General features: G+C 62.3%; 26 protein-coding genes. 3 read left to right on the top strand and 23 right to left on the bottom strand.

The window, feature by feature from the left end:
* Positions 1-180, bottom strand: coding sequence for a hypothetical protein (locus LT948_RS17140; RefSeq protein ID WP_004347955.1), 180 nt, complete (start codon positions 178-180; stop codon positions 1-3).
* A 72-nt stretch (positions 181-252) separates the two neighbouring features.
* On the bottom strand, positions 253-642 hold the full coding sequence (locus LT948_RS17135; protein ID WP_023104942.1) for a hypothetical protein: 390 nt from the start codon (positions 640-642) through the stop codon (positions 253-255).
* On the opposite strand from LT948_RS17135, the gene LT948_RS17130 reads away from it, so the two are divergent.
* Entirely contained in the window at positions 641-1012 is a 372-nt protein-coding gene (locus tag LT948_RS17130) for a hypothetical protein (protein WP_191519271.1), read from the top strand. The two genes, LT948_RS17135 and LT948_RS17130, sit on opposite strands and share 2 nt — an antisense overlap.
* A gap of 543 nt (positions 1013-1555) precedes the next feature.
* Here LT948_RS17130 and pilM read toward each other — a convergent pair.
* Genes pilM through pilL2 form a run of 10 tightly spaced genes read right to left on the bottom strand, consistent with a single transcriptional unit; the run spans position 1556 to position 12195 of the window.
* Positions 1556-1993 (bottom strand): type IV pilus biogenesis protein PilM, encoded by a 438-nt coding sequence (gene pilM / locus LT948_RS17125; RefSeq protein WP_023104941.1) that lies wholly within the window; start codon positions 1991-1993, stop codon positions 1556-1558.
* 28 nt (positions 1994-2021) lie between these two features.
* A complete protein-coding gene (gene pilV / locus LT948_RS17120; protein ID WP_209038462.1) occupies positions 2022-3350 on the bottom strand; it encodes a shufflon system plasmid conjugative transfer pilus tip adhesin PilV in 1329 nt (442 codons plus the stop codon).
* Between the two features lie 4 nt (positions 3351-3354).
* Entirely contained in the window at positions 3355-4296 is a 942-nt protein-coding gene (locus LT948_RS17115; RefSeq protein ID WP_023104160.1) for an ATPase, T2SS/T4P/T4SS family, read from the bottom strand.
* Positions 4293-4823: a type 4 pilus major pilin gene (locus tag LT948_RS17110; protein WP_023104161.1), complete on the bottom strand. Its 531-nt coding sequence runs from the start codon at positions 4821-4823 to the stop codon at positions 4293-4295. Before LT948_RS17110 ends, LT948_RS17115 begins: the two co-directional genes overlap by 4 nt.
* A gap of 21 nt (positions 4824-4844) precedes the next feature.
* Positions 4845-5924: a type II secretion system F family protein gene (locus LT948_RS17105; protein WP_003109360.1), complete on the bottom strand. Its 1080-nt coding sequence runs from the start codon at positions 5922-5924 to the stop codon at positions 4845-4847.
* Positions 5924-7504 carry a GspE/PulE family protein gene (locus LT948_RS17100; RefSeq protein ID WP_023094341.1) on the bottom strand — a complete coding sequence of 527 codons (1581 nt, stop codon included), beginning with the start codon at positions 7502-7504 and terminating at the stop codon, positions 5924-5926. Before LT948_RS17100 ends, LT948_RS17105 begins: the two co-directional genes overlap by 1 nt.
* 8 nt (positions 7505-7512) lie before the next feature.
* Complete coding sequence (pilP, locus tag LT948_RS17095; RefSeq protein WP_023094340.1) at positions 7513-8046, bottom strand: type IV pilus biogenesis protein PilP; 534 nt, start codon at positions 8044-8046, stop codon at positions 7513-7515.
* Positions 8036-9361, bottom strand: a complete 1326-nt coding sequence (gene pilO2 / locus LT948_RS17090) for a type 4b pilus protein PilO2 (RefSeq protein WP_003099758.1) — start codon at positions 9359-9361, stop codon at positions 8036-8038. The genes pilP and pilO2 overlap by 11 nt, the downstream gene beginning before the upstream one ends.
* 3 nt (positions 9362-9364) lie before the next feature.
* Positions 9365-11074, bottom strand: a complete 1710-nt coding sequence (gene pilN, locus LT948_RS17085; protein ID WP_023104162.1) for a PilN family type IVB pilus formation outer membrane protein — start codon at positions 11072-11074, stop codon at positions 9365-9367.
* On the bottom strand, positions 11074-12195 hold the full coding sequence (gene pilL2 / locus LT948_RS17080) for a PFGI-1 class ICE element type IV pilus protein PilL2 (RefSeq protein ID WP_034036277.1): 1122 nt from the start codon (positions 12193-12195) through the stop codon (positions 11074-11076). The genes pilN and pilL2 overlap by 1 nt, the downstream gene beginning before the upstream one ends.
* A 201-nt stretch (positions 12196-12396) precedes the next feature.
* Between pilL2 and LT948_RS17075 the strand changes: the two genes are divergently transcribed.
* Complete coding sequence (locus LT948_RS17075) at positions 12397-12696, top strand: type II toxin-antitoxin system RelE/ParE family toxin (protein ID WP_003120987.1); 300 nt, start codon at positions 12397-12399, stop codon at positions 12694-12696.
* The gene (locus LT948_RS17070; protein WP_003448662.1) at positions 12693-12983 is read left to right on the top strand and encodes an addiction module antidote protein; all 291 of its coding nucleotides are present in this window, start codon (positions 12693-12695) and stop codon (positions 12981-12983) included. The genes LT948_RS17075 and LT948_RS17070 overlap by 4 nt, the downstream gene beginning before the upstream one ends.
* 70 nt (positions 12984-13053) lie before the next feature.
* Here the strand turns inward: LT948_RS17070 and LT948_RS17065 are convergent, their stop codons facing one another.
* From LT948_RS17065 to LT948_RS17015, 11 genes are all read right to left on the bottom strand, one after another.
* Entirely contained in the window at positions 13054-13398 is a 345-nt protein-coding gene (locus tag LT948_RS17065) for a hypothetical protein (RefSeq protein ID WP_031628172.1), read from the bottom strand.
* Between the two features lie 139 nt (positions 13399-13537).
* Positions 13538-15514: a DEAD/DEAH box helicase gene (locus LT948_RS17060; RefSeq protein ID WP_023104164.1), complete on the bottom strand. Its 1977-nt coding sequence runs from the start codon at positions 15512-15514 to the stop codon at positions 13538-13540.
* Positions 15511-17406 (bottom strand): hypothetical protein, encoded by a 1896-nt coding sequence (locus LT948_RS17055; protein ID WP_232197106.1) that lies wholly within the window; start codon positions 17404-17406, stop codon positions 15511-15513. Before LT948_RS17055 ends, LT948_RS17060 begins: the two co-directional genes overlap by 4 nt.
* A gap of 105 nt (positions 17407-17511) precedes the next feature.
* On the bottom strand, positions 17512-18264 hold the full coding sequence (locus LT948_RS17050) for a hypothetical protein (RefSeq protein ID WP_023104908.1): 753 nt from the start codon (positions 18262-18264) through the stop codon (positions 17512-17514).
* A gap of 8 nt (positions 18265-18272) precedes the next feature.
* Entirely contained in the window at positions 18273-20192 is a 1920-nt protein-coding gene (gene topA, locus LT948_RS17045) for a type I DNA topoisomerase (protein WP_034036278.1), read from the bottom strand.
* Positions 20193-20307: 115 nt separating this feature from the next.
* On the bottom strand, positions 20308-20505 hold the full coding sequence (crpP, locus tag LT948_RS17040) for an ICE-associated protein CrpP (protein WP_079278478.1): 198 nt from the start codon (positions 20503-20505) through the stop codon (positions 20308-20310).
* A gap of 498 nt (positions 20506-21003) precedes the next feature.
* A complete protein-coding gene (locus tag LT948_RS17035) occupies positions 21004-21492 on the bottom strand; it encodes a single-stranded DNA-binding protein (RefSeq protein WP_023104904.1) in 489 nt (162 codons plus the stop codon).
* Between the two features lie 29 nt (positions 21493-21521).
* Positions 21522-22352 carry a Rha family transcriptional regulator gene (locus tag LT948_RS17030; protein ID WP_023104903.1) on the bottom strand — a complete coding sequence of 277 codons (831 nt, stop codon included), beginning with the start codon at positions 22350-22352 and terminating at the stop codon, positions 21522-21524.
* A 47-nt stretch (positions 22353-22399) separates the two neighbouring features.
* A complete protein-coding gene (locus LT948_RS17025; RefSeq protein ID WP_023104902.1) occupies positions 22400-22948 on the bottom strand; it encodes a DUF3158 family protein in 549 nt (182 codons plus the stop codon).
* 5 nt (positions 22949-22953) lie between these two features.
* Positions 22954-23682, bottom strand: a complete 729-nt coding sequence (locus LT948_RS17020; protein ID WP_004347973.1) for a PFL_4669 family integrating conjugative element protein — start codon at positions 23680-23682, stop codon at positions 22954-22956.
* A gap of 230 nt (positions 23683-23912) precedes the next feature.
* The coding region (locus LT948_RS17015; RefSeq protein ID WP_332367340.1) for a hypothetical protein at positions 23913-24503 on the bottom strand (591 nt) is incomplete at its 5' end.

The raw sequence follows: 24503 nt of genomic DNA, 5'->3' as shown, positions 1-24503 counted from the left end.
TCAAGATTCCTCCTGAGTCAGGTAGATACCTGTAGACCAGATTACCACACCTACCGACAGCGCAAGGGCAGTCAGGATGCGATGCTCGCCGAGAAAAATGCCGATCAAACCAGCGGCTACCGCCGTGGTTCCAATCTTGCGTAGATCTTCTGCGATTGCGGAAAGTTTTGCGGACCCCATGGTTTTCCTCGATGAATACCGGAAAACCACCCTGCGGGATGGTTTCCCGGCAGGGTTGGTGGGAGGTGTGGATCAGTAGGTCAGCGGATCAACCGGGGCGATCAGTTGATCGAGGGAACCCAGCTTGAGCTCCTTCCTGACTGGCGTTTCAGCTTTGGCGGTCGCCTTGGCCGGCTTGGGTTTGCGTGCGCGCTTGGGCTTTTGCACCTCGCGCGTATTGGCTAGATACCAGTCATTCAGGTTGACATTCTTCAGCCGGACGATGGCTGGGATGTCGCTGATGTGTTCTAGCTCGCCAGCGGTCGGGGCGGCCAGGAAGGCAGGATCGATGCGCTGGACGCTCAACGCAACCGGCGCTTGTGCTTGCACTACGACCGGAGGGCGCCTGAGCGCTCTGCGGAACTCACGCACAACACTGCCGAGGGCAAAGCCGATTTCGAAGCTGGTGGATTGCTTGGACATGGTGTTTCTCCTGCAGGTTGAGGGTGCGGAGAAAACACTGGCCCTGGCGGGGAAGTGGATTCCCCGCTGGGTTGCGGAAGGGAGCTTCTATCGACCGAGGCCGACCGACCGCGCTACCAGAAGCTATGCGGTCTTGGGTTGGATCAACACGGTGGGCTGTGCTGCAGCATTTCGGATCCGAGCTGCATGGGGCATGTCGCTGACAACGTCAGCAGATCACGCGTTCATCATCGAAGCGGGGGGCAAAAGTGTCAAGGTCAAGCAGGAGGGGGAGCGGATGCAGCGGGCGGAGAGCGAGGGCGGAAGAGCGCGGCTGGTAGAAACCCTGTCAAAGGTTTCCCCAGCCGTGTCTGGAAGGGGAGTCAAGTGAGCCACCTGTGGTTGAATCGTCGATCCCTGGGCATTGATCGTCTCGATCCCATCACCCGGCCATTATCGTGGCTTGGCCAGCAAACAGTAGGCACGCATCCGCGTACAAAGGGAGCCCTGCGTATCACCGGCGGGCCACCGGCAGGGAGAAGGATCCCGATGGGTAGCCTGATAGTCCTGGAGCAGGAGCATCAGGCTACCCATGGAGAGGGGAAAAGGAGGGGCCGTAACACCAGTACGACCCTTAAATCGAGGAAACACCGAACCTCTCGAGAACCCTATGTGCCTTTAAACTCGCTCGACACGAGTTGACGGCTGCATGGCAAGCAAAAGAACAGGGAGACACAGGGAGAATTCTCAACCAGATCCGCACGCCCCACCCGGTGTTGTAGCGTGCTTACGGTTTGGTAATGAGGCGAACCTGCATCACCAGGGCGCTACTGATGACCGTCAGTAGCCAGCGGGGTGAAATCAAAGTTGATGGCATTATGTGTTCAGAAGGCTGGTTTATCAAGCAGCGCCGGGGTTTACTGGCCTGTGGAGGTTACTTGACCGCGACCACCGCGCCCTCGGGGATGGGCGCAGGGAGCGCAATGGCAGTGGCTCCGAGGCGGCGCGTGACTAACTGGCCGTTGCGCCTGACGCCAACCAGGTCGGATTCCGTACCAGCATCCACGGCCGCCGCCAGCCCCGCCGGCGGCGAGGCGATGAAGGCGTAGCTGGTGCCGGCGGCGATGTAGCCCTGAAGCCGCACTGGCTTGCGGAACCAGGCCGGTAGACCAAGAGCGGAGTCCGCCGGCGAACCGCTGAAACCGGGGTTGGCGTGTGCGTACTCCGCCAGCCTGGAGCGGTAGAGCAGCAAGCTCCTGGCCAGGGTGTCGACCTCGGCCAGTTCGGCGCTCGAGGTCGCGTGGTCGCTTTGTACACTCAGCCAGGTCCCGGTGATGAGCGCGAGCACCAGGACGATCCACATCAGCGGCATACGGTAGTCCTTGAGTCGTGGCGACCTGCTAGTTCACGCAGGTAACGGTCACGTTAGTCGAGTCGGGGGTCTTGTAGGGTTCCGGGTAGTTGAAGCCCGGGCCGATCTCGGTGATCAGTCCGAACGAGTAGTTGGTGCCAAATGTCTGGTTGAAGCCCACTGCGCAGAATCGGCCGCCGCAGGTGATCGCGTAGCGGACGTAGTCGTAGTTCACCATGGCGCTATCCTGGCCATGCAACGTACACCAGTCCTTGATCACGCCGGCCGTGGTGTTCAGGCGCATAGAGGCCGCGGTTCGTCCCCACCTCCCGTTCTGGCAGGACAGCCAGAGTCCGGTGCTGGTGATGCCGGCCAGCCCGTTCGGCGAGCAGTTGGCTCCTTCGGTGGCCACGCCTTTGAGCTGGAGGTACTCGCCGACTTCCGTTCGGCCCTCGGCGGTGAGTTTGCCCGCTTTCATCTCGCCGCCGGTGTAGACGTTCTTGTTCATCCAGGAGCGCACCCAGGTGCTGTCGCTCATGTACCAGCCGCCGCCCCATTTCTCGTTGTACCAGCCCGTGTCACCACGGGTCCTGAACCAACCTCCGGTGTACGTCTCGCCGGCGACGTCAGCAGTGCCGGCTTTCACCGTGCCAGTGGCTGTCACGTTGCGCGCGCTGATGTCCGCGCTGGTGGTGATGTTGCCGCTGGCCGTGATCGCCCCGGCCGCGGCGATATTGTTGCCTCCCAGGTCCAGCGTGGTATTCATCCGGTTGAGTTCGGGATGACCCGGGACGGCATTGCGGTAGAGGTACTCGTTGGCAATGGCGCCGTCCTGGAAGAACAGCGCCGTCGCCAGGTGTCCAGCGCCGGGAGCGCTACCGAAATTGCTCAAGGCCACCTGCCAGGCGGCGCCCTGGGCGATACTGGTGTTGGTTTTCGAGATGTAGCCCCCAGTGGCTCCCATGAGCTGCGCGATCCGGCGGATCGAGAGTTCGGAAGCTACCTGTCCACCCGTGGTCACGATCAGCGTTTCGAGCTGGTTGGCCGCCGGCTTGCGGGCCAGTACCTGGTATTGCTGACCGTAGATGTTGGTGTCGCGGAAGCCTGCGGGCAGGTAACGGGTGTTGCGCAACATCGGGACGGTGATCACCGCCGGGGCCGTGGCGCCGGCGTTGGCCAGAACCGTGCTGAAGTTGTCCTTCAGGTACTTCTCCGCTGCCTTGGCCACCTGCTGTTGCTGCTGGGCCGCGTGCTGCTCGTCCAGGCCGTCCAGGTAGCTCATCAGGACCGATATGCCGCCGGCGGTCGTGATGGCGATCACGACCAGGGCGATCATCAGTTCGATCGAGATGAATCCACTGCTGCGCTTACTCCTCATTGTGTTATCTCCACAGGCTTTGCCGGGACTGGCGAGCTTGGTCGTCCTGCAGGAGATGAGCCTCCTTTCGGCGGATCTTGTCGCGCATGGACGGGCCGTCGTCGCCAGTGAACAGCAGTGGCTCGGCGGTCAGGCGGCGCGAGGAACCATCGCTCTCCAGCGCTCGGCAGATCACAGCTTGGATGCCTTCAGCAACCACGTCGTAGGCGTTTCTCGCCAGTGGCTGGGCGAGCGTCACCAAGCGCTCGATCGCCTGATGACAGCTTTTCGCGTGAATGGTGGCGATCACCAGGCTGCCGGTCAGAGAGGCCTTGCAGGCCTGGTAGGCGGTGTCCTCGTCGCGGATCTCGCCAATCAGCACCAGGTCGGCGCCGGCCCGCAGCGTGCGCAGCAGGGCCTCGCTGTATCCGCCTGAGCGCCGTGAGGTTCTGACCTGGATGCAGCGGCCGAGCCCATGCTGACCGCTGAGGTTGGTTTCCTGCGGGTCCTCGACGGCGCAGCCCACCCCGCCCAACTCCTGCAGGCGGGCCAGGAGCAGAGAGGCGGCGGAGCTGGTCTTGCCTGTCGCCATCTCGCCGCAGAACAGGACCAGACCCTGCAACTGCGGATCCATCAGTGCGGAAACCACTTCGCTCGGATAGCCGATCTCTTGGAACTCCCGCAATTGGGCGCTCAACCGGCGCAGCACGAAGACGCTGCCACTGAACGCGTCCTCGAGGAGGGTGACGCGAAGCAGAACGCCGTCGACGACGATGGCGAACTCAGGATCCTGCAGCTCCTCCAGCGTTTGCCTACAGAGCTGGAGCAGTTCCTGGGCGTGCGACTGCCACTCGCGAGGCACCTCGACTCGGCGCGCGCCGGCGCCGGCCAGGCCCTTCACGTCGGCGAAGCCTTCACCGAGGTAAAGGTCGACGAACTGAGCCTGGATGATCGGGTTCACACTCACGAACTGTAGGTCCAGGTAATGCTGTTGCTGTCGCTGCTGCAGGCCTGAGTCGCGGCTGCGGTGGTCACTTCACCAGTAATCGCGGATCCGCTGTTGATCTTGGTCTGCTCGAAGGTGTTCTTCGCGATCTTGGTGGCCAGCGTGATACAGGCGTCCTGGGGCAACTTGCTGGTGGTGATCGAGAAGCCCATGCCGGTGGACGAGACAGTGACCGATCCGCCGTAGACGTTGTAGACGACGCCGGAGGAGACACTCATGTTCTTCGGCACGCCGTTGATTGCGATCAGGCTCGGGATCAGGTTGGTACCGCTGGAGCCGTAGCCCGAAGAGGTCTTCAGGGCGCGTGCGTTGGCCGCAATGACGCTGATGTTGCGCTGTTCCTCGTTGGCGTTGGACGAACTGAACATCCCTGCCGCTGCGGCCAGCCCCAGGCCGACTCCGATGGCGATGATGATCAGCACGATGATCATCTCGATGGAAACGAAACCGCCCTGCGTCGGACAGGAAGTGCGTTGCGTAGTGCTCATGGAGCGCTCCTTGGTGAGGTTTCAGTGGTTCATGGATTGGATGAGCTGCTGTGCCTGGTAGGCGCCGAGCAGGACCAGGATCATCAGCGCGCCGATGAAGATCAGGGCGAAGTTCTTCACCAGCCCGGCGGCCAGCTCGATCTGCTTGAGGCTGGTCTCCTGCCAGCGGCGGCTGAACTTGACCAGCGCTTCGGAGAAGCCTCCCCGGTTGGCGAGGATGCACAGGTACTGGATTGCCTGTCGGTCGGGGAAATCGTGACCGGCGCTGCGAAGGGCGACTCCCAGGTTCTGGCCCAGGCCCACGCCGTAGCGGGCAGCTTCCAAGCGCTGCTTCAGCCAGGGCGGGGAGATCTTGATCATGCTGGCCAGGCTGTCGTAGGGGCGTATGCCGGCGTTGAGCATGACCGCCATGTTCAGCAGGAAGGTGGTGCCTTGGAGCATGCGGTAGATGGACCAGGGCGGCAGCGTCCGGTCCAGCCAGACCCGGCCTTTCCAGCGGTAGGTCGGCAAGGTGACGATGACCACCACCGTGAGGGTGATGACGGCGACCAGAACGTAGATACCAGGTCCTGTGACGAAGCTGGCAATGGCGTTGAGCGTGGCGAGTGGGCCGGTCCAGGTGACTGGGTCGGAGAGCCTAGCCAGGCTGGGGACCATGCGATAGGCCACGATGCACAGCAGGAACACCATCATGGCGGACAGCGCCGAGGGGTAGAGCAGCGCCTGCCAGATGGTGGCGCGGATCCTGGCCTGGGCCTCGACCAGGGAGACGGCATCGCCCATGGCCTGAACCAGGTTGCCGCTCATCTCGCCGGCTTCGATCAGCGCTCGCTCCTGGGCGGGCAGATAGAGCGCCATGGCGGTGGCCAGACGCTTGCCGTTGGACAGCCCCATCAGCGCTTCGCGACTGGCGATGGCCACCGGATGAAACGGATGCTGTCCCTCATGAGCGAAGATCTTGTGCACCTCTGCCACAGCGTCCTTCAACGGGACCCCGTTTTCGAGCAGGGTGGACATGCTTTCGTAGAACTGCAGGCGTTCCTTGCGGCCGAACTGCTTGCTGTAGAAGGCGAACTGCAACTGCTCCCAGAAGCCCCCCATCAGCACGCCTCCTGCGAGTAGAAGCTGTCGTCGAGCAGATGCTCATCGAAGTCGAGTGGCCCAATGAAATCCTCGACCATCTGCGGGTCGAACATGCCCTCGTTGATGCGGCGGATGGCGTGGGCGTGCTTGGTGATGCCCTGCATGGTCTTGACCCAGTAGTTGCGTGCCTCGGCTGGGCCGCCTTTGGCGAACACACGCATGAAGGCCAGGGTGGGCAGCACCACCTCGGCGACGATCGAGCGGCCGTTGACCCCGGAGCCACGGCAGGCCTGGCAGCCAGGCCCCTTGACGTACACCTGGGAAACATCGGTCAAGCGCTGGACCCGTTCGACCAGGTCGGGCGCGAGCTGGTCTTGGTGGTCTTGGAAGCGCACTTTGCAGTGGGGGCAGAGCTTGGGCAGCAGGCTCTGGTTGATCAGGCCGGTCAGCAGGGCCGGATCGAACAGCAAGCCGGGGTCGACGCCCAGGTCCTTGAGGCGCTGGACAATGCCGATCGCGCTATTGGTGTGCAGGGTCGACCACAGGCCGTGCCCGGTCATCGCACCACGGAACGCGGCGACAGCGGCGAAGAGGTCGCGTACCTCGCCGATCATCATGTAGTCCGGATCCAGGCGCATGCCGTTGGCGATGCCCGCGGCCCAGGCCTGGCGTTCTGCGTCTGGGTCGGTAGCGTCGTAGACCAGTGGGGTCTGGTTGATGCCTTCGCCGCGAATGCGGTATTCCGGCGGATCCTCGATGGTCAGGATGTGCTTGGATCCGCCATGGAGCTTGTCGAGGCCTTCCATTGTGACCTTCAAGGTCATCGACTTCCCTGACCCGGTGGGGCCGGACAGGATGTTGATGCCGTAGGGCATACGCATCATGCGATCGAACAGTGCGTTCTGCTCGGGCAGGTAGCCGAGCTGCTCCAGGCTGTCGAGGCCGGTGTCGTCGTAGAGCAGCCGCAGGATCATCAAGAACCCCCCGGCACGCGGGCGGGTAGCGATCCGGGCACCGAACAGGTTGAGCTTCTCGACGAAGGTCTGGCTCATCCGCGCATCCTGGTCCAGTTGCGGCTTGAAAAGTGGCTCGGCCACGTCGCACATGGATTGGTAGATGGTGGCGCATAGTTCGTGCAGCTCCTGGCTGCGGAACTGCTCGACGGTCTTCAGCAGGCCGTCGACGCGGAAACGGATCTTGCTGCCGGTGCCGGCGGGACTCACGACGAAATGCACGTCACTGGCGCGCAGCTCAGTGGCCTTACGAATGATCTTGACCACGCGCTCCTGCATCTGGGTGGCGCGCTGGCCATCGCTATCGACCAGGCCGTCCATGGCGACGGCGCGGTAAAGCTGGTGAATGGTCTGCAGGTCGGTGAGGTTGAGCTGGTATCGGAAGCCACGGCGATCGAGACGGTCGATGAACGACAGAACGTGTATGTCGTTCTGGTGGCTCTCCGATAGATAGAGCGTGCCGTCGGCGGCCAGGGCCATGATTTCCTGCAGGTGCTTCGATACCTCCCATTCACCACCGTCGGCGGTGAGCAGTTGGGTCACCATGGAGGGCTGCGCAAGCGCGGCAATCTGAAGGTTCGTCATGGCGGTGCCTACTGGATGAACGGCTGCGGTACAGCCCCGGGTAGCGCCGGCGGAACCGAGGCGCCTTGGGCCGAGGAGGCGGCTTGGGTCGGGGCAACGCTGGAGAAGCCCACGGGCACGCGGTTGCCGTCCTTGTCGGTGAGCACGACCTGGTCCAGCGAGATTGACTCGACGCGGTAGTTGCCCGGCAGCTCCGCGCCGCTGGCGGCGTCCACCTCGTACCCGCCCGGGAACAAGAATGTGGCAGTCATCTTGCCGCCGGCGCCGTAGATGGTCCGCACCACCGGCGGAACCGGCTGCGTGATCGTCGGCGGCGCCGCCGGCACCGGCATGGCGAACGTCTGCCCCTGGGCGCTGACGACCTGGCCGGTTTCGCCTTTGCCCTCCAGTTGCCGCTGCGCCGTGGCCAGACGTACCTTGGCCTCGGTGAGGATGGCCTGGGCCTGGATCTCCGCCAGTTCGCCAACGGTGCCGGCGCAGGCCTGGCCGGACGCGAGGAGGAAGAGCACGGCCACGGCCATGCCGATCGGCTCAGTTCGCATAGATTTCTCCTGTGACAGTCCAGTCCAACTGGCTGTCCTTGAGCGTGGTTTCGAGGTTGGTAATGCGGACCCCGGCGGCGGGCAGCCCCTGGAAGGTCAGGTCTGCCGGGAGCCTGGTCTGGGCGCTGAAGGTGAATTTCTTCCAGGAGGGCAACACCACTTGCTGCTCCGTCGCCGCTTCCGCGCCAGGAAGGGGCGGAGTTGTCTCCTGGCTGATCGACAGCTTGGGCTCGACACCCTGACGGTACAGATGGCTGGTGAGCGCCTGCAGCGCGTCGTCGGCTGGCTGCAGCGGCTCATCGCTACCGATGGCGACTTTCAGGTCAACTTTCAGGGCCGCGGTGTTGCCGTTGTCGATGACGAAGGCGGGGCGGTCGGCGAACAGGTGCTGGCTGGCCGCTGTCAGGTCGGCTGCCGTGCTGTTGCCGGTACGGTGGTAGGTGGCGACCAGGACCCTGCCGTCGCACTTGCTGGATTCGAAGAGCCAGCCCTGGATCGACAGCGACAGTACCCCCGTTGCCTTGCTACAGGCGCGTAGCATGTCCTCGAGGTCAGGCATGAGCGTCCAAGGCTTCTGCAATGACGCCAGGTCCAGCGGCTGCTTGGCCTGGGCGTTCTTCTCGGCCAGCTCGGCGAGGCGCCTCTGCTCCTCGAGGAGCGCGGCTTGTCTGGCGAGCTCTTGCTGGTGGGCATTCCATAGGTAGTAGGCGGTTAGCGACCCGCCTACCAAGCAACCGAGCAGGGCCACTGCCGTCCACTCCCTGGCGGACAAGCCGAAGGTGAGTTGCCGGAGGCGGTAGTCGCGCCGCAGGCGCTTCGGCGCGAGCAATTCCTCGATGTCGAAGTCCTTGACGGGGAAATCGAATCCTTCGGGAACGAAGACCTGTGCGTTTCGAAGCACGCCGCGCGTAGAGAGCTTCCTGATCCGGTCCCTGGCTTCGTCGAAGGTGGTGACCAGGTCCTGGCCGGGGACGATCGCGCCATCGAGCGTGGCGACCAGTGCGTAGCGGTCCTCGTCGACCTTCCAGCAGGCCAGGAAGTCGCCTTCGAACTGGCCTGAAAGCGCCGAGGCCAGGGAGTACATGCCCTTGACTGCGCCTTGCGACTTCGAAACGAAGCCGGCCTGGATCACTGTTGGCGAATGGCGGATGGCAACGATGTCCAGATGCTCTTCCTTGCCCAGCTTGCGCGCTTCCTTCATGTACTGACGCTGGCTGGACAGCGGCCGCCAGAATAGGCCGCTGACGAACTTGTTGCCGTGGTAGCTCAGGATCGAGACGTCTGGTCCACGGCTACCGATGTCAGGCTTCTCCATGGTTCAGCCCAGCACGACGGGGGTGATCAGCACCACGATGACCTCGCGTTTGGTATTGCGGGTCAGCCCGCCGCCAAGGCCGAAGAATCCGGCGTCGCCGGTGCCGACCTTGTTGGTATCCTCGGTGGTCTGGTCGAAGCCGGAGAGCACCAAGGTCTCGCCGCTGCGCAGGCGTACCTTCTGGTCGAACAGCTGGATGTCGTAGCTCGGGAACTGGGCTTTGGAGTCCCCGCTGGTCTGCATTTCGAACGTCGGCCGGGAGGTCATGTTGATGTTGATCTTCAGCAGCATCTCGCCGCTTTCCATCACGAACGGCAGCAGGCTCATGTTGTAGCCGCTGGTCACGGCGCCCGGGATCAGCGAGGTGGTACTGCCGACCTGGGCGACGTTGGAGATCTGGCTGGAGGCCAGGTAGCTGTCGTAGCGGCCGATCTGGATCGGCGCCGACTGGAGGTTGAGCGTGGTCACGGACGGGGAGCGGACGGTCGAGACGCGACCCTGCTGGGCCAGCGCCTGGACCATGGCCTTGGATCCTGCCCAGGCACTGTTGGCGGTATCCAGGATGCTCACGGAGCCGGAGATCGCGCTTTGATCGATGCCCGGCATGGTGTTCTTCAGGCCGATGCCCCACTTGTTGTTGAGCGACTTGTAGACCAGGTTCCAGTCGATCCCCAGTTGATCCTTGTCGGTCAGGGCGACCGAGAGCACGTTGACGTTCAGCAGCACCTGCTTGGTGATGCTCTCGTTCTCCCGGTTGACCAGCTGCTGGACACGGTTGAGGACCTCTGGTCGGTCGGTAACGGTCAGGGTGCCCGTGGCACGCGACAGCGACATGCGTCCCATGCTCGGCGTCAGCATCGAGTTGATGCTGTTTTCTATGTCGCTGAGGATCGAGGTCTTCAGCTCAGAGCTGGTGGTCTGCTTGCTGCCGGAGTCGCCGCTGATGCCGGAGCTGCCATTCTGCCCAGTGGATCCGGAGCCATCCCCGCTGATGCCGGCGGCCGTCGTCATACCAGAACGCACGGTGGAGTCCACCGTGTTGACGTCGTCGAAGGCGTAGATGCGGAAGGTCCGAGTGTCCAGGTAGTAGAACTCGACCCGTTTCTCGGTTGGGTTGTAGCGCCAGGACACGCCGGCGCGGGCGGCGATGAGATCGAGGAATCCGCTGACCTTGCCGTTCCATTTGATGTTGTACAGCGACCGCGGGCCGTAGGACCCGAAGCTCGACCCCATGCTGTCGCCGGCACCGAGGGACATGCCGTTGGCGACGGAGGCAGGAAACAGCATGGTGGCCATGTCCTGGCCGCCTTGGATGGGCGGCGGGGCGTTGCTCGCGCGCTGCTGAGGTTGCAGCGCGAAAGCGGCCGGGTTCAGCGCGTCGGGCGTGATACTGACCGCCAGGTGGCATTGGTTGATGACTTCCTGGGCGGCCTCCTGCAGCGACGCTGCGCCTGCAGGGCGCCACGTCACGAGGCAGTCACTGGACAAAGTGTGCGAAACGCTCAGGGGTTTCGTGCTGACCCAGGGTTTGTCGGAGAACACCACCGTATCGCGGCGATCCGGTCGGGTGTTGCGCATCTGTGCTGCGATCGTCGACGCGGAATTTGCCGTAGCTTCGACACGATCCGCCGACTCGTTCACCCGTGTGACCGAACAACTGGCCAGCGCGGGGATCAGGAGGCAAGGCAAGAGGTTCTTCAGGGGGGCACGCATCAGTTCTTGCGCTCCTTGATGATGATCAGGGACTGCGGCCGGCTGGCGTTCACCAGGAAGGGTCGTTCGGCAGCGTCATACAGCGGGAACAGCTCGGATACCGCGTCCTCGAAGGAGCCGTGGAAGGTCAGAGGAGCTTCGATCGGATAGTTGAGATCCAGCGGCTCCCAGCGGACCGTCCAGCGTGCGCGCTTTGCCCAGGCTTCCAAGGTGTCGCGCAGGGTTGATCCCGTCTCGGCTGACCAGGACTGTGCCAACTGCCGGCTCGGCTCCGCTGGCGTGAGCACCTTGACCGGAGGGGCGGAAGCCACGGCCGGAGTGGGCGGCATGGACTTCACGGCGGAAGCCAGGGGCTTGATCGGTGCCGAAGCCGCGGGAGGAGAAGAGGGGGGGCCATCCTTGGCCGGTGCGGCTGGGGGGAGCACAGTGGTGGATTCAGGCTTCTTGGTCGGAGCGGGGCTGGTTGTGATCGGCGCCGGCGTTGGCACCGAGGCGACCACGACGGGCGACTCCAGCGTGCTGACTTTTTCCATGGAGGAGGGTTGCGCTACCGCCGCTGGAGTTGTGGCAGCGGGCTTCGCATACAGTTGCTGGACCGGTTTCGGCCTCGGTGCCGGCGGAAGCTGATAGCCCGGGCGCAGCACGAAGCAGACCTGCCGCGCGACTTCGTCGACCTTCACCTGCCAGGCTGGGCCGGAGAGGACCTGGAGGGTGTTGCGCAGGGTCATCGGCCCGAGCTTGTACTGAGCTGCCGGCAGCGGCCGGGTGTAGAGGATGTTCACATGACCGGCGTCTGCCGGGCACAGCGAGTAACCTGAGCGGCTCATCACGTACTGCATGGCGTCCTTGACGCTCGGGTTCATGCTCGACGGGATGGTCACGTCGATAATTTGTGCCATCAGGTCGCGCTGGCCAGCGTCCGGCTGGGTGCTGACCAGGGTGTAGCGCCCGTAGCGCACGACGGGCTCCTTCTCCGGCTGTACGCCATTCGGGTACAGGTCCGGTGAGAGCAGGTCTGGATTGCGGCTGCTGTCGAAGGCGGGCCTGGCCGGCTCAGCCTTGTGGGTCGTGCAGTTGGCGAGCAGCAGGCACAGCGTGAGAGTGGTCAACTGCCTGGTCATTGAGGCCCCCTTTGATGATGGGGCACACAGTGGCAGGCCATTCGCCATGCCTCAGCAGGAAATACTCGGTACCAAGGGAGGGGATTTCTTTTGCCCACCCGAAGGACTGTGCTTCAAGGGGAGCCAACAGAATTTGGAACAAAGCGTGTACTAAGGCTGCGTGCGATTGACTGTTTGTGATTTATAAGTCACAGTTGACCCATGGTTGAAGTCAAACAAACCGCCACTTTCATGGCATGGGAAAGCAAGCTAAAGGATCGGCGGGCAAAGGCCGTGATCGCCGCCCGTATCTTCCGATTGGCGAATGGACTACCCGGCGATGTGTCACCAGTCGGCCAGGGTGTGAGCGAGTTGAGGATTCACTATGGCCCAGGCTATCGGGTGTACTTCCAGCAGCGCGGGACGGAAATCGTCATCCTGCTATGTGGTGGAGACAAGAGCAGCCAGGCCAGGGATATAGAAATGGCGAAACGCCTGGCAAATGAGTGGAGGCCGCAATGACCGAGCAAATCTATGATTATGACCCCGCGCAAGCGCTGGACAGCCCGGAGGCCATGGCTCTGTTCATCGCAGACGCTTTGGATACTGGAGACACCGCCTATATCGCTAAGGCTATGGGAGTCGTGGCCCGCGCCAAGGGGATGACGGAGTTGGCCAAGGAAACGGGTTTGGCCAGGGAGCAGCTTTACAAATCGTTTAGTGAGCGCGGGAACCCTACATTGAAAACCATGCTGGCAGTAATGCGAGCTCTGGGAGTTGATCTGACCGCCCGCCCGCATGCTCAGTGAGAACTCGTCCAGTTAGAGTTCTCTCTCCCGATCCTTGGCTATCACTGGTGAATCGAGTTGCTGGGCTCACTCATGTATCGTGGTATCGCTCATACCTAGGGAATAGGACTTCCCTAATCTTTGAATCCATCACTGACTCTATCTCGTCATAGGTGAAGGGGTAGCGTGCAACTTCATCCTCGACGAGTTCCATGTATAGCGCTGGAACTGTAGGTTCCCGGTGAAGGTAATATAAGGCGATTGCTGTCGCCATTTCGCAAAGTCTATCTGGGTCGGCCAGCGTTTCCTTAATGTTCGCTAGCAGCTCTGGAGAGGCGGCATGTGCGAGCTCGTAGAGCGCCTCGATCTTCAGCAACGCTTGCAGCACCATATTTCTTCTGTAGTCGATAGTCGGTGAGGGCTGCTCGAATCTCATTTTTGGGGCATCTCCTGCTGAACAGTCGTGTCGTTGTGATCGAGCTTGCTTCCTGCTCCTCCGTGTTGCAGCAGGAAGTGCTCGGTTGGTGCGAGTAGTTTTTTACTGTGTCCATCAGCGGCTGGTTCAACCCGAGTAATCAGCGTTCGGCAAGGCTTGCGGCCAAAAGCGCACGGTTTCCGTCGACCTGCTCGGGCTCGATGAGGTCCTGGGCAACCTGGCGTTTCGCGTTGAGCAGTTGCCACAGCTGCTCGTCGATCGTGCCCTCGACCAGTGGGATCTTCACCACCACCATGCGGAGCTGGCCGTTGCGGTACGCGCGGTCCTCGGCTTGTTCCTGCTGACCGGGAGTCCAGGGCAGACCGAGGAAAAACACGTAGTTCGCCGCAGTGAGGTTGTTGCCCGTCCCGGCGGCCGCCGTGGTGCAGATGAACACCCGGCAGTCGGGATCCTGCTGGAAGCGATCGATCGCTTTCTGCCGCTTGGTGAGCGAGTCATTGCCCACCAGCGTGACGCAGCCGTGCCCGGCCTGCTCGCAGAGTTCTTTCAGCGCAGCCACGGTCGGCTTGAACTCGCAGAACAGGATCACCTTGTCCTCGGCGTCGAGCTCGCTCAACAGGTCCATCGCCACGCGAACCTTCACCGTTTCCAGGTAACGCCGCAGCGCGCCGAGTCGCGCGAAGACCGGTCGGTCCTCGAGACGCAGCACGTCGTATTGCTGGCGTTCCTCGGTGGAGAGGGCCACCTTCAGCAACTGCCGCTGCTTGCCCTTGAGGCTGGGCAGCACATCTTTGCGCCTGCGCAGCATCCAGTCACCCAGCTCCGCCCGCAGACTCTGGCGGAACTCCGGGTTGCCGGCGAAACGGTCGCAGAACTCTTTCAGCGGCAGTTGGCCGATGGGGTGGCCTGAGAGGCGCAGCAGGGTGTGCAGCTCGGTTTCACGGTTGAGCACCGGCGTGCCGGTAAGCAGGTAGCGGTTCGGCACTTGGGCGGCAATGTCGAAACCATGCCGCGTGCATTGTGCCGTCGGTTCCTTCATCCGCTGCGCCTCGTCGATGACCATCACGGCGAAGCGCGAAGCGTTGGCGACGAATGGGCTCAACTGCTCGTAGTTGACCAGGAGCCACTGCGCCTCTGGGTTGTCCTGCTGGATGGCCACGGTGGCCGAGGGATAGACCTCCTGGATTTCGCGCTGCCAATTGATCAACAGGGTGGCCAGGGTGATGACCAGAATTGGCCTGCCCGCCGCTCGGATCGAAGCGGCGATGACCGCCTGGCGGGTCTTGCCCAATCCCATGTCGTCGGCCAACAGGGCGCTGGTTCTCTGCAGCAGGTGAGCGATGCCGGCAGGCTGGTGGGCCAGTAGCGAGTAGCCCTGAAGCGCCGCCTCGATATCAGCCGAGCTGTACTCGGTGCGCTCGATCTCTGGCACCGCGGCGAGGTAGATGTCACAAGCTGACTCGTCCTCCAGGGATGGCGCTGCCGGTTCCTGCTGTGGACCGCCGATGCTCATGCTGGGCAGCTCGGTCGCCGGCGCGAAGCTACCGTCGCTGAGCAGCTCCTGGACAGTATCCAGGATCTCGAATTGTTCCTCGGCGAGGCCAAGCTCCAGGATCAGGTTGCTGCGGAGCAGCTCAGTTGTGGCGTCGATGCGCCAGGAGCTCGATGGGCGCAGGAACACCCCGCGCATCCGCCGAGCCACCGCCACCACACCGGGATGGAACTCGCCTGACAGCAAGACGCCGCCCTCGGCCAGCGGCGCGATGCGCAGCAGCAAACCCCAGGTGAAGGCCTGTCGGTCAAGCGAGGCCTGTGCAGATTCGACCATGCCGCTGAAGTCCCGCCAGGACTGTGAGTGGAGGCCTCCAGCGAGCTCGGCGAGTCGGTTGTACAGCGAGTCCAGTTCGGGCAGTAACTTGCCCTTGGGGACCCGCCAGTAGCGGTGCAACGGATGCTCCCGGGCGCTGATGAAGAAGCCGGACAGTTCCAGCAGCGCGCGGTTGCTGCCTGCGATGTAGGGGATCTTCAAGCCGAAGTCGTAGCCGTCGAAGATAGCCCGCTGCAGAAGCGTCGAAGGAGTCGCGGAGGTACGGTTGACCAGACGTGGACGGCTCATCGGTCTTCCAACCGAGTGAGCAGCCACTTCGCCGTGGCTTCGGCGAGGCCCGCCTTCCAGCGACCATTGGCGAAGCGCGTCATGTGGACGGTCATGTCGGGCCAGTTCAGGTTCGTCGCTATGGCTCCAGAGCGAATCCGTTCCATGAACCAGCGGTATGCTTGGCCGGCAGGGGAGTCGGCCGGCACGGGGGCATTATCGAATTCGCGCAATTGCACCGTGGAAAGGTGCTGGGGATTCCAGGGCCTACCTAGAGGCTCGCCATGTTCACGCCTGAGCTCCAATTCGGCAGAGGCCAGTGGACGGCCAGCCTCACGTACTGAGAGCAGTCGGCAGTCTCCTCGGTAGGCGGCCTGGTCGTAGCTATCGATGCAATGGGCCAGCGCGATATGTTCGGCATAGAGATCGGCAGGGCAGCGGAGCTCGACGATCTGCAGGCCATTGGGGCAAGCGATAAGGCCGACAGGCAGCATTCCCTCCCAGGTGGTGTACTCGTCGGTGTCGACCAGATCGGGCAGGCTGCTCTGCACTGCGGCACGGAGCTCCCTCTGGACTTGGTGGTAGTCGTCCACCAGGTTGCCAGCCTGTCGGTAGGTACAATGACCCAGATACGCTTTCAGGGCGCTGCGCGCCTGCCGAACAACCTGTGAGTTCCCCTGGCCGAGGGCGGAATAGAACTCCTTGATGTCGCTCAGCCGTGCAGTGATTGCAAGCCATGCCGGATCCTGCCAATCCGACGGGCAGCCGTTGAAGAGACGGTTGTAGTCGGGCTTGGCATTGTGAATTTGCCAGGGGATCGCATTGTAGGCTGCATAGAATGCTGTCCATTGAGCGCGAGTGATCGGCCGCCGGTTACCAAGCGATGCTGCCAGTAGGAGAGCATGCCATCCCGAATGTCGGCCTTCCCGTTTGCGATGGAAGAGAGCTCCTCCCGCACGGCCAGGACTGACGTGACTAAGAAATCGAATCGAGGCCCGCGGCGCCTGAAATAGCCAGGCGAAAAAGTTGATGACCGAAATCCCTTCGTCCGCGACCTGCCCAAGAATACGGCCCATATCGAGATACCAGTCGCATGGCATGGTGGTGGCCTGCGGTCGTTCACTGTCAAGCAGGGAAAAGGGGCAAGGAAGGAAATGGCGGATGCTCTCGCCGTTGTCGTTGGTCGTCGTGTGGGGCCAGACTCCCTCCTCGCAATCCACCAGTAGCGGCGTCAAGATCGGCTGAGCCTTCAGCATTTGCAGCCGGCGCCTCTGGTCGCCTTGAGCCAGCCAGTTGTAGAGCTGGGGCGAGAGGCACCGAACCGAGCGGATGGCGAACAGCAGGTTCTGGTCCACGGCCTGTCTGAAGGTTCGCAAGACCGCTCCGATCTGCTTCAAGTAGAACTGGCGCCTTGGTGCGTAGTAGCGCTTGTTGCTGTGGCTCGGATACACGAGGCGACGTTGAAGTCCGAGATCGACCCTGGCCATCTGTGTGGCTAGGTCGTGCGCTCGCTTGGTGTACGAGCTGAGTACAGCAACTGCGTCGTCGAACGTCTGAAGGCGCTGTAGCAGCTTCAACGCCCCGGCTGGGGACGGCGTGCTTGCAGGGATACGATGGGCAGGATTGCATTCCCACGCACCGATCAGTTGACCGTCGAACACCTGGAGCAGAGGCCCTGCGCGCATGATGGTGTAACGCACACCATTATCCGCAGCGACGGTGATGCACCAGCACCTGGTCGTAGAGGTGCTGCGCAGGTAGTGACGGATGAACTTGGTTCGAGCTGTCCCTGCGAGGGAGAAATGCGTTGCCCAGGTATTGGCAACGGCGAGCTGCCGCTCGCTGTAACGGGCCAGGGATGGATCCTGTAGTGGCTCGGTGGGGGAAGTCCTATCGGGTGGTGCCACGCGCATGCTCCTGTGAAAGCGAGCAGCACTGTGGCCGGTTGGTGTGCTTCGGATCGATGGGAAATGTTCAGGCCACGCGGCCTGAATTTTCTTGCAGGTCTGACCGCGAGCTCAGTCTGAGATGAGACATTTCAGCCTTGCCTTCCAGCCTCGCGGTTGCTCTTCAGATGGTTTTCTCCGAATGAGGTCGATGAGTTGCTCCCTCGCTTGGGCTTCGTTCAGGGATATTTCCTCCTGGGTCTTGAGGTTCAACCAGTTCAATGTGGTCTGGTAGGTGTCCATCTTCCAGCCTGCAGTATCTTCCCGACCCAACTGCACGCGCTCCGGATGAACTTGTACAAGCAGCCCTTGTAGCAGGACCTGTTGCCGGAGTTGCCCGTACAGGCGGTAGAAGGCGTCGTTGACCTGGTAGTGGTTGAGCGTCACGTCGTGGAGCTGGCTCTTCTGCTGCTCGGCCAGGAAGAATCGAGCAATACAGGTGCGGTGGTTGCCGTCGGAGCCGACATAGAAATTCAAGCCATCGAGTGTGTTGTAGTGGATCGCGGGCCTGCGCTCCGTTGGCTGCAGGTAGTAGCTCGGGTTGTCCAACAAGGCCTGCAGGTTTCGCTGCATTCGCTTGCCGCCAGTGAGGAAGTCGAGCCAGGACCTTCCCCGGTAGTCTTTGCGGTCGGTACCCACGACGCGGAACACATTGATCGATCCCGTCTCGGTCCAGTAGTGGCTTTGAAGGAAGGCGTGCTTTTCCTGGGGGTAGGCTTCCTCCCACGACAGCAGGACCTCTGATGCCCATGCTGGCGGTTGCTCGACTTGCCTGCGCACGAAGTCGAAATTGAGGTTCCTGTCGGTACTGGTCTGCATGTTCATGTATTTATCTATAGCCCGCGCGGGTTGTCGAAGTCAGGTTGGCCGTCCTTGGTGGGGTAGCTGACTTTGCAGCCGGTGCTGCGATAGCCGCTGCAACCCCAGAAGTCGAAGCCGCCCTTGCCGGCTTTCTTGCGGCGGACCAGGGGCAGACCGCACTTGCCGCAGAGGAAGTCGCTGGTCGGCGCCGAGGAGACATTGGCGGTGGAGCTTGCGCGTGGTTCGTCCTGTGCGCTGGGGAGCGCGCGGAGTGTCTGCAGCTCTGACTGCAGGAGCTGGTAGAACTGCTGGACCACGTTCATGTAGGTGTCCTCGCTGTTGGCGATCCGGTCCAGGGCGACCTCGAGGTTGCGGGTAAAGTCGAGGCTGAGGAAGCTGAAGTTGTGCTCCAGGAGCGCTATGGTGGCCTCGCCCAGCTCGCCGGGGATCAGGCTTCGGCCCTTCATCTGCACCTGGCCCTTGTCGATGATGTTCTTCACGATCGAGGCGTAGGAGGATGGCCGACCAATCCCTCGGCGCTTCATCTCGCCCACCAGGCTGGCATCGGAAAATCGCTTGGGAGGGGTGGTTTTCTTCTCCAGGACCTCGCCGCTGTAGACCTTGAGGATCTGGCCTGGCTCCAGCGCCGGGATTGGGTTTGAGGGCGTTTCGTTCTTCTGCTCCTCGGCGTCATCGCCCTGCAGCAGTTTTCTCCAGCCAGGCACGTTCAACAGCTTCCCTTTGGCGCCGAAGCGCAGCGGCTTTTTGTCGGGGCCGACGCCCAGGAGGGTGATGGTTCGCACTGCGTACACGGCCGCTTCGATCTGGCTGGCAAGCGCGCGAACTCGAATGAGCTGGTACAGCGCCTGCTCATCAGCAGTTTCACCGGCGGAAGCGGCCATCCAGTCGGTAGGGGTGATGGCGGGGTGGCCTTCCTGGGCGTCTTGGTCCGCTTTGAACATCCGCTGTTGCTCTACACACTTCAGCCCCAAGGCTTTGGCGACAGCACGGATATCCGGCATCGAGTCCTTCGAAATATTGGGGTTGTCCGTTCGGTGGTAAGTGATGAGCCCCTGTTCATACAGCCGCTGGGCGACCTTCATCGTCTTGTCGGGTGACCACTTCAGTGCATTCCCGGCGGCCATCTGGAGCGAAGAGGAGATGAACGGTGCCGGAGGCGTATCGGTTTCTTCGCCATCAATGCAGGTCTCGACGATCACATTGCGTATAGCCCCCACCAGTTCTGCGAGTTGACGATCCTGGACATACGGAAATTCCTTGCTGGCAAACGTGGGCACTGGATCCCACTCCGCCTTCCAGGTGCGGCCGTCGCTGGGCGAAACGAAGGCCAGTTCCACCCCGAAATGCTTGATTGGTGTGAAGGCGCGAATCTCCCGCTCTCGCAGGACCACCAGGTACACAGCGACGGACTGCACGCGCCCGGCGGTGGTTGGCCTGCCCATCACGCGCCGCAACTCTGGCGTGACCAGATACCCCACCAGGCGATCGATGACGCGACGGCATTCCTGCGAGGCGACCTTCGGGAGGTCCAGGCGACGCGGCGAGCTGAGTTCGGCGCTGATGCATGACTTGGTGATCTCTTTGAAGGCAACGCGCTTGTAGTTCTTGATCCCGGCAGCCTGGAGTATGTGCCAGCCGATGCTTTCGCCTTCCCGATCCGGGTCGGATGCGACGTAGATCTCCAGAGCTTTCTGCTGCAGATCCTTCAGCCGTGCGACGGTTTTTTCCTTGCCCGAGAGGATCTGGTAGTGCGGTTTGAAATCCTGGCCCACGCCGACGGTGAGCATCTGCGGATCCTGGCCGTGAACGGGGAGGTCTCTGATGTGGCCGGCTGTCGCCTCGACCTGCCAGGTCACGTCGGGACGAATGGAGGGGAGAAGGGACCGCAGCTTTTTCAGCTTGCCCGGGGCTTCAATGATAACAAGGTGCATCGGCGGAATCTCTCGGAACAGTCGGTTGAACTGTCGCGATAAGAGAGCGGGCCAACAATGCGAAATGGACGGTGCGTTGTTGCAGTTTTCGGGAGGTATTGAAAGGCAGGGACAATCAGAAGTCGAGCTGCTGTTGCTGCTCCTGGGCAAACCCTTTCAGCCAGCACGCCCGCATTGCAGGGTGACTGTAGGGGCAGTCGAAGACCCGTAGCCCTTTCCGCGCGGCCTCAGCGCCAAGAGCTCGTACAGTCCGGTGGGGATCGTTGAAGTGTCGTCCGTCCAGCTTGTCGGTATCGGTCGCTTTCTTTGACACACGGCACCTCATGTTGAGCGAGATTCCCGAATCGGAAGTTCTTGCCACCAGCAACTTCACGAACGGGCGGCCAAAATTAAGGATGCTGGTTCATCAGCTGTTTCCGGCATAACTGATCATGTTGGTTGCTCCAGTCGCTGGAATGCTTGTCGATGTTGCGGGCGGCGAAGAATGGTTCTAGCCACCTGCAACTTCACGAGTGGGCGCGGTAGATTAAGACCGGCGTTTCACCGTCGCTTCGGCAATGCGCTGAGCCATTCGGATGAAGGTCGCTCGATCTTCTTCCTCCATAAGCGCCATGCACTTCAGTACGGAGATCTCGTCGGCGCTGAGGGGAGGCCTGGTCAACGGCTCTGGGCAATGTGAACCTGCTTGGTCATCTTTCCTGTTCATGGCGGATTTCCTGTCGGGCGAGTCTTTGTAGAGGCTGCGGGCGGCGACGAGTAGTGCTTGCCACCCGCAGCTTCACGAATGGGCGGCCAAAAATTAAGCCACCTGCTACATGGGGATGTCGTCGTCGAAGGCGCTGTCGTAGTCCTGCTGCGAGTGCGCATCCTGCTGAGTAGGTTGCGGCGGCACTTGCCGAGACTGCTGATGCTGGGTCGCCTGGCCATTGGTCGACGGCAACAGGGTGACCTCGGCCAGGCGATGGGGAAGGATGGAAATGCGCGAGGCTTCGACCTTCAGCGCCTGGACTTCTTCGCCTGACTCTTTGTCGGGCCAGCGGTCCATGATCGCCCGGCCTTCGACCTTGACGCGCATACCTTTCGCGAACAGTTCGGCGAAACGCTGGGCATCCTGATGCCACCACTCGACGCTGCACCAGAAGCCTCCGCGATCCTTGTAGCCACCCTGGCCATCGGGAATCGAGTTGTCGAACATCACGTTGAGACGCAGCAACTGCCGCGGGGGATTGTTGCCGTTCGGGAAGCTGCGGTGCTCCGGCGCCGAGCCGATGTTGCCTTCCCAGAAGACGGGGGTAGCCATGATGAATCTCCAGTCGGTTGAGTAGGGGGTTAGTGGGTGGAGCGTGGTTTGAAGGGGGAGCGAGTGGCGCGGCTGGCCACGTACCCGAGCAGTTCACGGGTTTGCCGAGACGTTGCAGCCAAGGTGTTGGCCATGTGCTCCTTGAACACTTCGCTGGCCAGCTTTTCGACGCCGCTGTCGTAGAGGGAATTGAACAGCAGCTCCGCGTCATGAGCGGAGCGCAGCAAGCCGTAGAGCAGATCCTTGGCGATGGAAGAGCCGGCCACGCTGGGCAAGGACTTGGCGGCCACACCTTCACCGATGATCTGACCCTGGAGGAAGTTCAGGGCCTGCTTGATCTGCTCAGGAGTCGCCGCGTCCAAGGACTCGACGGCCAGGTAGTTGCATACGACTTGTTCTGTCCTGGGGCGGGCCGGCTCGCCGAGGGTGTGATCGCGCATCAGGTCGAGGGTCTTGATGGCGAACTGGAGCAGGTGGTTGTGGCTGAGGATCTCAGGTTGCTCGATGAGCGCCTGTTCCATCTTGTTGAAGGCGTTGATGTAGGCCTCCTTCCAGCGGGCGGCCTCCTTGCCGGTGAATCCCATGCAGAGGAAGGTGAAGCCGTCGCGGGTCATGCGGAAGTACGGCTCTGGTTTGTTGTTGGAGCCAGGTCGGGTACACGGCGCAAAATTGCGCTGTGTAAACTCAGATGAGCATTCCAGGTTCGCAATGCTCTTGAGTACATCCTTGTGCTGCTTCCGAAAATGCTTGGCGACATCGAGACTGGTCGTGGTGGGCTTGCCGCCGGTGATCTCGACGCTGACCTCGGTGGAGGGCTGGCCTTTGGTGTTGGAAACGGTCTTGCTGCTGATGTTGCTCATGCTGTTTCTCCGTTGGTGATCGTTTCGTCGAAGGTAGAGCGGTACAGCTACATGCCCACGGAACCAGGGCGGGTCTGACTCTGCTGCAGTCGGCCTATGAACTCGGCCTCGGCCTGGCCCATCTTTTCCGCGCACTCTGCGGCCTGCTTGCCGATGGAGTGGATCAGGCTGATCTGCATGTTGAGGGTGATGCGCTGCAGCTCCATCTCGTAGAGGTCTTGCAGCAGGTATTCCGGGGTCTTGTCCTGGCGCAGCATTTCCGCCCACACCCCGACGCCCATCCGCCGGGTTGCAATGTGCTGCCAGCGAAGAAAGGTGGTGCGGGCGGATGTGCGCTGCTCGATGAGTCGGGCGGGCAGAAGAGTGAAGGGCGTGCGACGAACCTGGGCCAGCAATCGCTGGGCAAGTTCAAGCAATCCCTGCTCCAGGACTTCGCACTGCTCCGCCAACTGGGCCAGCTCCCCCTTACCTTTAAAAGGCTTTAAAAGGCCTTTTAGTGAGGCACTGTGTTGCAGCGCCTGGAAGGCAGTTTGTTGCAGTGGGCGGAAGGCACTTTGTTGCAGAGCGCCTTGCTGGTCCTTATCGAGCTGCCGCATTCCGATCAGTCCTCGAGCTCGACACGGTCAGCGTCATCATCGGCATCACCGTCAGAGCGGCCTCGGGTGATCGGCGGAGCGAAGTTCGAGCGTCGGGAGCCTTCCAGGATGTCCTGCGGGATCTCGCCGAACTTCTCGTACATCTTCCGCGCGGCTTCGGCACGAGCGTTGTTCGCGGCGAAGTCGTCGCGAGTGGCGCCCGAGAACTGGTAGCTCTGGGCCAGACCAAAGAGGCTGCGCAGCACCGACGCGCCTTCGTCGAGCCAGACCTCCATGTCGCGGCGACCAACCAGTCCGACGTGCTGGGCCAGCAGGATTCGGCGGGCGAGCTCGTCATAGTTGGTCAAGAGATAGACCGCCTTGAAGCCGAGAGGGTTGGAGATGAACAACGGGACCTTGACCGGTGTGACGGACAAGTTCTCGGAGATATCGAGGGTCGCGGGCAGCTTGGCCATGACGTCATCCAGGCGCTGGTCGATGGCCTTGAGTGCGGCTTGGCAGCTCTCGACTTTCTCTTCGATCTGAACCAGCCACCAATCGGAGTACGGATCGTCCAGTGCTGCCCCGCGGTGCATGCGATTCACGTAGGCGCAGAAGCCGGAGAGGCCGAGGATGCTGTGCTTGGCATCCGACTTCTGCCGGCCTGTCCAGATGCGGGCTGCGTGATAGGTGTGAAGCGTCAGGGCGACATCGCTGCGGAGAGAGCCGATCTGAAGCCGATGGGTTTCAGCCATGGTGCAGTGTTCCTTTATAGGGAAGGGGTTCGGCCACATCGTGCTGATCGGGGTAGGAGCGCGCAGTAGGAAATACATGGTTCGCTGCTGGGGTATTTCCGCTGGCAGTGCGGGTTCATCATCATCCCGCTTGCGGCTCATGGAGGTTGGCTTCCTTCAGCTCTTGGCCCCCTCAGGGGCGTTGTCTATCGCTACGTCGACGCAACTTTTGAGCTTGCCGAGCTGCTCGCTCAGTTCCTGCAGCTCCGTAAAGTCGATAGGCCATTCATAGTGATGCGGGCCGCATCACCCAGTTCGCCGGCGGCGCCGAGGCCAGGACCTGGCAGAGTGGTGCGGGCCGCACCACCCAGCTCGCCGCCGGCGCCGAGGCCAGGACCTGGCAGAGTGATGCGGGCCGCATCACCCAGTTCGCCGGCGGCGCCGAGGCCAGGACCGGGCAGAGTGATGCGGGCCGCATCACCCAGTTCGCCGGCGGCGCCGAGGCCAGGACCGGGCAGAGTGATGCGGGCCGCATCACCCAGTTCGCCGGCGGCGCCGAGGCCAGGACCGGGCAGAGTGATGCGGGCCGCATCACCCAGTTCGCCGGCGGCGCCGAGGCCAGGACCGGGCAGAGTGATGCGGGCCGCATCACCCAGTTCGCCGGCGGCGCCGAGGCCAGGACCGGGCAGAGTGATGCGGGCCGCATCACCCAGTTCGCCGGCGGCGCCGCGGCCAGGACCTGGCAGAGTGATGCGGGCCGCATCACCCAGTTCGCCGTCGGCGCCGAGGTCGATCCTTGGCAGAGTGATGCGGGCCGCATCACCCAGTTCGCCGGCGGCGCC

The organism is Pseudomonas sp. CP-1 (assembly GCF_021213715.1).
Taxonomy (GTDB): Bacteria; Pseudomonadota; Gammaproteobacteria; order Pseudomonadales; family Pseudomonadaceae; genus Pseudomonas; species Pseudomonas aeruginosa.
The sequence above is the reverse complement of the archived record's forward strand: the minus strand, read 5'-3'. Positions and strand labels throughout refer to the sequence as shown.

Bases quoted from the DNA above. Each gene is read 5' to 3' on its own strand.
- LT948_RS17140 (WP_004347955.1), bottom strand. From the start codon at position 180: ATGGGGTCCGCAAAACTTTCCGCAATCGCAGAAGATCTACGCAAGATT.
- LT948_RS17130 (WP_191519271.1), top strand. From the start codon at position 641: ATGGTGTTTCTCCTGCAGGTTGAGGGTGCGGAGAAAACACTGGCCCTG.
- LT948_RS17135 (WP_023104942.1), bottom strand. From the start codon at position 642: ATGTCCAAGCAATCCACCAGCTTCGAAATCGGCTTTGCCCTCGGCAGT.
- pilM (WP_023104941.1), bottom strand. From the start codon at position 1,993: ATGCCGCTGATGTGGATCGTCCTGGTGCTCGCGCTCATCACCGGGACC.
- pilV (WP_209038462.1), bottom strand. From the start codon at position 3,350: ATGAGGAGTAAGCGCAGCAGTGGATTCATCTCGATCGAACTGATGATC.
- LT948_RS17110 (WP_023104161.1), bottom strand. From the start codon at position 4,823: ATGAGCACTACGCAACGCACTTCCTGTCCGACGCAGGGCGGTTTCGTT.
- LT948_RS17105 (WP_003109360.1), bottom strand. From the start codon at position 5,924: ATGGGGGGCTTCTGGGAGCAGTTGCAGTTCGCCTTCTACAGCAAGCAG.
- LT948_RS17100 (WP_023094341.1), bottom strand. From the start codon at position 7,504: ATGACGAACCTTCAGATTGCCGCGCTTGCGCAGCCCTCCATGGTGACC.
- pilP (WP_023094340.1), bottom strand. From the start codon at position 8,046: ATGCGAACTGAGCCGATCGGCATGGCCGTGGCCGTGCTCTTCCTCCTC.
- pilO2 (WP_003099758.1), bottom strand. From the start codon at position 9,361: ATGGAGAAGCCTGACATCGGTAGCCGTGGACCAGACGTCTCGATCCTG.
- pilN (WP_023104162.1), bottom strand. From the start codon at position 11,074: ATGCGTGCCCCCCTGAAGAACCTCTTGCCTTGCCTCCTGATCCCCGCG.
- pilL2 (WP_034036277.1), bottom strand. From the start codon at position 12,195: ATGACCAGGCAGTTGACCACTCTCACGCTGTGCCTGCTGCTCGCCAAC.
- LT948_RS17075 (WP_003120987.1), top strand. From the start codon at position 12,397: ATGGTTGAAGTCAAACAAACCGCCACTTTCATGGCATGGGAAAGCAAG.
- LT948_RS17070 (WP_003448662.1), top strand. From the start codon at position 12,693: ATGACCGAGCAAATCTATGATTATGACCCCGCGCAAGCGCTGGACAGC.
- LT948_RS17065 (WP_031628172.1), bottom strand. From the start codon at position 13,398: ATGAGATTCGAGCAGCCCTCACCGACTATCGACTACAGAAGAAATATG.
- LT948_RS17060 (WP_023104164.1), bottom strand. From the start codon at position 15,514: ATGAGCCGTCCACGTCTGGTCAACCGTACCTCCGCGACTCCTTCGACG.
- LT948_RS17055 (WP_232197106.1), bottom strand. From the start codon at position 17,406: ATGCGCGTGGCACCACCCGATAGGACTTCCCCCACCGAGCCACTACAG.
- LT948_RS17050 (WP_023104908.1), bottom strand. From the start codon at position 18,264: ATGAACATGCAGACCAGTACCGACAGGAACCTCAATTTCGACTTCGTG.
- topA (WP_034036278.1), bottom strand. From the start codon at position 20,192: ATGCACCTTGTTATCATTGAAGCCCCGGGCAAGCTGAAAAAGCTGCGG.
- LT948_RS17035 (WP_023104904.1), bottom strand. From the start codon at position 21,492: ATGGCTACCCCCGTCTTCTGGGAAGGCAACATCGGCTCGGCGCCGGAG.
- LT948_RS17030 (WP_023104903.1), bottom strand. From the start codon at position 22,352: ATGAGCAACATCAGCAGCAAGACCGTTTCCAACACCAAAGGCCAGCCC.
- LT948_RS17025 (WP_023104902.1), bottom strand. From the start codon at position 22,948: ATGCGGCAGCTCGATAAGGACCAGCAAGGCGCTCTGCAACAAAGTGCC.
- LT948_RS17020 (WP_004347973.1), bottom strand. From the start codon at position 23,682: ATGGCTGAAACCCATCGGCTTCAGATCGGCTCTCTCCGCAGCGATGTC.